At 69.8% G+C, this 6,732-nt stretch carries 3 protein-coding genes; 2 read left to right on the top strand and 1 reads right to left on the bottom strand.

Going from position 1 to position 6,732, the window contains the following annotated elements:
* The first annotated feature begins 174 nt into the window (after positions 1–174).
* Complete coding sequence (locus LzC2_RS19195) at positions 175–3,486, top strand: PAS domain-containing protein (protein WP_171189647.1); 3,312 nt, start codon at positions 175–177, stop codon at positions 3,484–3,486.
* Positions 3,487–3,850: 364 nt separating this feature from the next.
* On the opposite strand, the gene LzC2_RS19190 is transcribed toward LzC2_RS19195, so the two are convergent.
* On the bottom strand, positions 3,851–4,669 hold the full coding sequence (locus tag LzC2_RS19190) for a class I SAM-dependent methyltransferase (protein WP_171189646.1): 819 nt from the start codon (positions 4,667–4,669) through the stop codon (positions 3,851–3,853).
* A 444-nt stretch (positions 4,670–5,113) separates the two neighbouring features.
* On the opposite strand from LzC2_RS19190, the gene LzC2_RS19185 reads away from it, so the two are divergent.
* Positions 5,114–6,559 carry a leucine-rich repeat domain-containing protein gene (locus LzC2_RS19185; RefSeq protein ID WP_171189645.1) on the top strand — a complete coding sequence of 482 codons (1,446 nt, stop codon included), beginning with the start codon at positions 5,114–5,116 and terminating at the stop codon, positions 6,557–6,559.
* The last annotated feature ends 173 nt before the right edge of the window (positions 6,560–6,732 follow it).

The following is a 6,732-nucleotide window of genomic DNA, read 5'->3' as shown; positions in this document are numbered from 1 at the left end:
GGGGCGGGAATCATAGACTTGGGAGCGTTCGATCACATCGACCCGGGGAGATCCGGCGGGCGGACGGCGGCTTAGGGGATTCCCCTGCCAGACGGGGGGTGCTACCGTGCCGATAGCCCGGACGACCCGTCCGAGCCGCCGAGACGACACATTCGCTCCACCCCTCCGGTCGGCATGCCGTCCACCTTTGAAGCGTCGCGGTCCGAGATGGACTACTCGGCGCTGGATATCGCGATCGAGGACGCCGCGTCGGACGTGGGGCTGCCGTTCCAGCCCGGTCCGCCGCCGCCGGCGCTGCGGGCGTCGACGCTGTTGGGGGTGGCGGTGCTGGACCGGCGGCTGCGGTATCGACGGATCGACGCCATGCTGGCGGCGATGAACGGCCGCACGGTGGCGGACTTCCTCGGCCGCACCTTGGCGGAGGTGGTGCCGGACTTGGCGGACGTCGTCGGCGCCGCCCAACGGCGGGTGCTGGAGACGGGCGAGCCGCTGATGTCGATCCCGGTCAGCGGGACGGCCCGGGAGGCGCCGGCGGGACGCCGGTGGCTGGCCAGTTACTTTCCGCTGCCCCCCAGCGCGGAGTCGCTCAAGGACGGGCGCAGCGATGCGGCCGGCGTGATCGCCGTCGTGCGCGAGGTGGACGAGGAACTGGTCCTCCGGCCGCGGGGCGTCTCCGACGAGCAATTCCGCGAACTGGTCACCCGGTCGACGGTGGGGATCGCGCAGGTCGATCGCAAAGGCACGTTCCTGTACGTCAACGATCGCTATTGCGCGATGACCGGCTGGAGCCGGGACGAGCTGGTCGGCGTCCGCCGTCACCGGGACATCACCCACCCGCACGACGTCGACCGCCGGGACTCCCTGTTCGCTCGGGCGTTGGAGACCGGCGAACCGTTCCTGAGCGACAAGCGCCTCCGTCGTCCGGACGGTCGCAGCGTGTGGGTGCGCAACACCGTCACCGTGTTGACGGGCGCCGACGGGCAAACGGAAAGCCTGTTCGCCGTGGCGGTCGACATGACCGACCGGATACGGACCCACCGGGCGCTCACCCGGAGCGAACGCCGCCTGCGGTTGGCCGCGGAGGCCGGGGGAATGGGCGTGTGGTCGTTCGATCTGAAGAAGGGTCTCGTCGATTGGTCGTCGGAAGCGGTGGCGATGTACGGCGGGGGGTTTGAGAGCAAGCCGTCGAGGGAGCAGCTCCGCGAGCGGATTCACCCGGACGATCTGCCCCTGCTGGACGAGGTCCAACCCATGCCGGCCGGCGGGGGCCCGGCTCGGTTGGACGTCACGCATCGCGTCATTCACCCGCCGCGTCCCGGCGAGTCGGAGGGGGAGACGCGTTGGGTGCGGGCGCTGGGGGAACGCTGGTTCGACAGCCGCGGCCGCTTACAGCGCAGCACCGGCGTGCTGCGGGACGTCACCGCCGAACGCGCCGCCGCCGACAAACTCGCCGCCAGCGAACGCCGCTTGCGGCTGGCGATCAACGCCGCCGACCTGGGCACCTGGGAGTTCGACGCCGCCACGGGGCTGTCCGATTGGGACGCCCGCACGGCCGATCTGTTCGGCGTGGGCGAGGCCTTCCGGGCCGGCAAGCGGCTCTACACGCAGCCGGAGATGCTCGCCGCGATCCACCCGGACGATCGCGATCGGATCGCCGCGGAGATTCCCAAGACCCTCGATCCCGCCGGCAGCGGGAAGTACGACGTGGACCACCGGGTCGTCTGGCCGGACGGCACGGTGCGGCTGCTGTCCGTCTCCGGGGAAGCGACGTTCGAGGGAACCGGCCCGCCGGGCTCCCCGGACGCCCGGCACGCGGTGCGGGTGACCGGCACGGTGAAGGACGTGACCGCCCGCCGCGCGCGGCAGCGGTTGCTCGCTGAGACCGAAGAACGCCGCCGCCTCGCCGCCGAGGCCGCCGACCTCGGGGCGTTCGACTTCACCCTCCAGACCGGCCGCGTCTGGTGGGACGATCGCTGTCGCGCGATCTTCGGCGGCTCCCTGCCGGACGTGCTGAATGTGGAGACCATCTTCGAGCGCATCCACCCCGACGACCGCGAGAACGTGCGGGCGCTCGTCGAAGCCGCCTGCGACCCGGACGGCGAACCCCGCTATCAAGCGGAATATCGTGTCGTCGATCCCCCGGCGCCGGGAGAACGCGAAGGAGCCGTCCGCTGGGTTCGCGCCCACGGCGAAGCGCGTTTCGAGCGGCCTGGCGAACCGGCGACCCGGCTGGTCGGCTGCGTCCGGGACGTCACCGAGGACCGCGAGCAGGAGGACCGTCTGCGGCTCAGCGAGGAACGCCAACGGCTCGCCGCCGGCGCCGCCGAACTCGGCGCCTACAGCTTCGATCTGCGAGACCAGATCGTCTGGTGGGACGAACGGGCGCGGGAGCTGTTCGGCGTGGCCGGGGAACAGCTGACGTTGGAGGACGCGATCGCCCCGCTGCACCCGGACGACCGGCCGCGGATGAGAGACGCGATCGCCGCCGCCGCCGATCCCGCCGGCGACGGCCGTTTCCTGTTGGAATATCGCATCGTCAAGCCGGACGGGAGTCACCGCTGGTTGCGCTCGATGGCGACGATGCAGTTCCTCCCGGACCGCACCCACGAGGCCGGCCGCACCGCGACGAAGCTGATCGGGTATCTGCAGGACGTCACCGACGCCCGTCGGCACGAGCAAACTCTGACGGAGCAGAACGAGCGACTCGAAGCGGAGGTCGCCCGCCGCACCGGTCAACTGCGAACCGCCGCCGAACGCCTCGCGGAAGCCGGTCGGCAGGAGCGCGATCGCATCGCCCACGTGCTGCACGACCATCTGCAACAGATTCTGGTCGGGGCGAAGATGAACCTGTCCGTGCTGGAAGCCTCTTGCGAAGGCCAAAATGGAGAACTCGCCGCCCGCGTCGCGGAGCTGATCGACGAGGCGATCAGCGAGAGCCGCAGCCTGTCCGCCGAGCTGGCCCCGCCGATCCTGCGGAAAGCGGGCCTCGGGCCGGCGCTGGGCTGGCTGGCCGGCCAGTTCCGCACCCGTCACGGCTTGAACGTCCTCGTGAACAGCGACGACGAGGCCTCCGCGGAACTGGACGAATCGCTGGCGGCGCTGCTGTTCGGGGCGGCTCGCGAGAGTCTGTTGAACATCATCAAGCACGCGAAGGCGCAGTCCGCCCGCCTGACGTTCGAGCGGTGCGTCTGCGGTTCGGAGTTCGGCCCCCCCCTCTGCGGACGAAACGGCGGCGGACGAAACGGCGATCCCGGCGTCCGACTGACGATCACCGACGACGGCATCGGGTTCGACGCCCCCTCCGACGGCGCCTGGGCGGACGGCGCCCGAAAGGACGGCTTCGGCATGAGCGACCTGCGGCAACGGGTCGATCTGCTGGGCGGGGTCGTCACCGTCGTCAGCGCCCCCGAGGCCGGCTGCACCGTCGAGATCTGCGTCCCCCTGCCGAACCGGGCAGACTCCCCGACGGATTCACCGCCGCAGTAGCGGGCGTTACGTTCGCCCGGTCTCACGTCTCTTCGGACGGACGCCGGGATCGGCGCGGGCGCAAAGAAAAACGCGGCGCGGCGGGGTCCCCTCCAACGCTCCCAGCGTTATCCCGCCGCGCCGCGTACCGCGGACGCGTCACGGCCGGGACGGTGGAAGACCGCCGATCGACCGCACGCGCGGCCCTGGCGGGCCACGACTTCGACGGGCCGAGAGCCGGCGCCCCGGAAGTTCCGGGAGCGGTTCGTCTCGATCCGGTCGCCGGAGGAAAGGCGACCCGCAACGCTACGTCGCCCCGCGGGCGGGGCAAACGGGGAGACGACGAAGCGCCAAAATCTCGCTCGGCCCGCGCCGGCCAGACCGATCACGCCTTCCCGGCGTCGCTCAGTTCCGACTTCTCCGAACCGCCCTCCGGTGAACCGTCCTCCGGTGAACCGTCCCCCGGCGCACCGTGCTCCGGCGCACCGTGCTCCGCCGGGCGGGGGCAGCCGGACAGCGTGACGTGCCGATCGCTCGTGAGACGGACGGCGACGTTCGGCACGCCGGCCTCCGCCAGCAGGTCCGTCAGCTCGTCCGGGGTGTAGGCGGCGTGCAGGGAGGCCCGCAGCAGTTCGCGGGCGGCGGGCTCTTCGTTCGCGGCGTGCTCGGCGACCAGCGCATCCACCTCCGCGGCGTCCCGCGGACGCACCAGATCGCGAAAGAACAGCAGCCCCCCCGGTTTGAGCGTGCGCGCCGCCTCTCGCAAGACCTCCGCCGGCCGCGTCAGGTGATGGAGCAGGCTGTTGGACACGACCGCGTGAAACTCCCCCTCCTCGAACGGCAAGTCGTCCGCCCGGGTTTGCCGCAACCGGATGCCGCCCTGCAAACCGGCGGCGAACACGTTCTTCTTCGCCCGGGCCAGCATCGCCTCGGAGGCGTCCGCCAGAATCATCCGCGCAAAAATCGGACGACGGCCCAGCTCGATCGGAATGCGGCCCGCGCCGGTCCCCACATCCAGCAACCGCAACGGATTCAATCCGTCCCGCAACCGTTCGGACAGCCCCGCGGCGGTCAGCTCGGCGAGTAAATCATCGACAAACGCCCGATTGACGGCCGTGTGGTCCATCCGGTCGTAGGCGGCGGCGTCTTCCGCAGACGCCGTCACCTCCGCCTCCGGGGTGCGGGGTAATACGGATTGCGGCATCGGAGAGGGCGTCCATCGCGGCGGCCGGCTCATCAATGGCCGGGGTCATTGTGAAATACGAAACAGGGCGGCCCACTTCTTTCGGACCATTCGGCAAGCCGAACAACGGAGCCGGCTTCGACCGACTCGATCGGCTGGCTGGGCTGCGAGCCTGATCGTACGGCCAGACGCCGGACCGTAAAGCGGACCGGACGGGGATCGCCCCCAGTGGGAAACGCCTACCCCCGCTCGTCCGTTCTCCATACCCCCTTCACAGTCCCTTTCTTGGAGTCCCGCTCCCCGTTTCTCAACGACTTGGGCGTTCTAAAACGCCTCGCGCCCGCCGACAGACGCCGACTCCGCCGATTCTTCGAACCGGCCGACGCCTCGCCCTGATTGCCTGACCCGACGGCCCCCTCTACGCTGAACGGTCCATCCATGTAACGTCCGAACCCACGCTCGACCGTGACGACCCGCCCCGCTCCGCTCCGCCCGCTGCTCCCGAGGGCGCTTCAGACGCCTCCAACGTCGCTGATCGCCGCGACGCTGGTCGGCGCCGCGCTGTGTAGCCTGACGCTGAGCGGCTGCGAGCCGGACGCCGCGGTCGTCAAAGACTACGAAGACGCGATCGCCGAACGGGACGACGCGATCGCCGAACGCGACGCCCTGAAGGCCCGCGTCGCCGTGCTGGAAGCTGACGGCGGCGGAGCCGATCTCGACCCGCTGCTGAACGCCCTCCGCGACGCCGGCGCCACGGTCACCGAGGACGGCGGCGTCGTGACCGCCGTCGCCATGCCCGCGACCAGTTCCACCAACGCCGCCCATCTGCTGCCGTTGCTGTTGATGCCGGAGCTGAAGTCGCTGACGGTCGGCGGCACCTCCTTCGACGACGCCGCGATGGGCGTCGTCGGTCAGCTCACCAGTCTGGAGCGGCTGGATATCTCGGGCACCCCCGTCAGCAACGACGGCCTCGCCAAGCTGTCCGGGCTGACGAACCTCAAGGTGCTGCGGCTCAAAACCGTCTCCGTCAACGATCTCTCCCCGGTCGAAGGGATGCAGGACATGCGGGAGCTGGATCTGCGATTCTCCAACGTCGGCGACGCCGCGATGGACTCCGTCGCCAAGCTGCCCAAGCTCGCCACGTTGAAGCTGGAACGCTCCGCCGTCACCGACGACGGCCTGTCGAAGCTCTCCGCCGATCAACCGATCAAGGCGCTGGACCTGGACACCGGCTTCTCCGAGGCGCCGGCCATCATTGCGGAGAAGTTCCCGGACCTGCGGAGCCTCGAACTCGACCGCTCCGACGTGTACGGCGCCGAGGGCTTCGCTCCGCTGGGCCGACTCACGGAATTGCGGACGCTGTCGCTTCAGGAAACCTATCCCACCGACGAGGAACTGGCGCCGACGCTGGACGACGCCGACGCCGAGCCGGTGCTGTCCGCGTTGACCAACCTCGAAACGTTGAACCTGCGGCAGACCGGGGTGACGAGCAAGCTGATGCCGGTCGTCGGCCAGCTGACGAACCTCAAGTCGTTGAACCTCGCGGAGGCCTCCGGCGTGCGTGAGGAGGGGCTGAAAGAACTCGCCGGCCTGACGAAGCTGGAAGACCTCGACCTGTGGGCCACCGGCGCCACGGACGCCACGATGCAGGAGGTCGTGGCGAACTTTGAGAACCTCAAAGCCCTCTCCCTGCAACAGACCAAGGTGGGCGACGAGGGACTCGCCGCGCTGGCGGACCTCAAGCAGCTCGAACGGCTGGACCTGAGCGAAACGCAGATCACCGACGAGTCCGTCGCCGTGCTGAGGGGTCTGCCGAACCTGAAGTCCCTGACGCTGAAGAACACCGAGCTGACCGGCGAGGGCGTCGCGGAACTGGAAGAGGCAAACCCGGACCTGCAGATCACGCGGTAACCACCGGTCCCCGTTCTCCCCCTCTCCCTCAGGGAGAGGGGCCGGGGGTGAGGGTGAGCGAGCCTTCGCACGTGGCCATTCGTGGAGTGACGAGGTTTGTTTTGAACACGAGAGCGGCAGGGACGTAAGGGGCCGTCCGGACGGTTCTAGCCCCCTCACCCCCGGCCCCTCCC

It is taken from the genome of Alienimonas chondri, from assembly GCF_013036045.1.
Lineage (GTDB): Bacteria > Planctomycetota > Planctomycetia > Planctomycetales > Planctomycetaceae > Alienimonas > Alienimonas chondri.
This window is presented reverse-complemented; position numbering and strand designations above follow the sequence as displayed.

What these genes read in the sequence shown, in the direction of transcription:
- LzC2_RS19195 (WP_171189647.1), top strand. Translation starts at nt 175, where the DNA reads ATGCCGTCCACCTTTGAAGCGTCGCGGTCCGAGATGGACTACTCGGCG.
- LzC2_RS19190 (WP_171189646.1), bottom strand. Translation starts at nt 4,669, where the DNA reads ATGCCGCAATCCGTATTACCCCGCACCCCGGAGGCGGAGGTGACGGCG.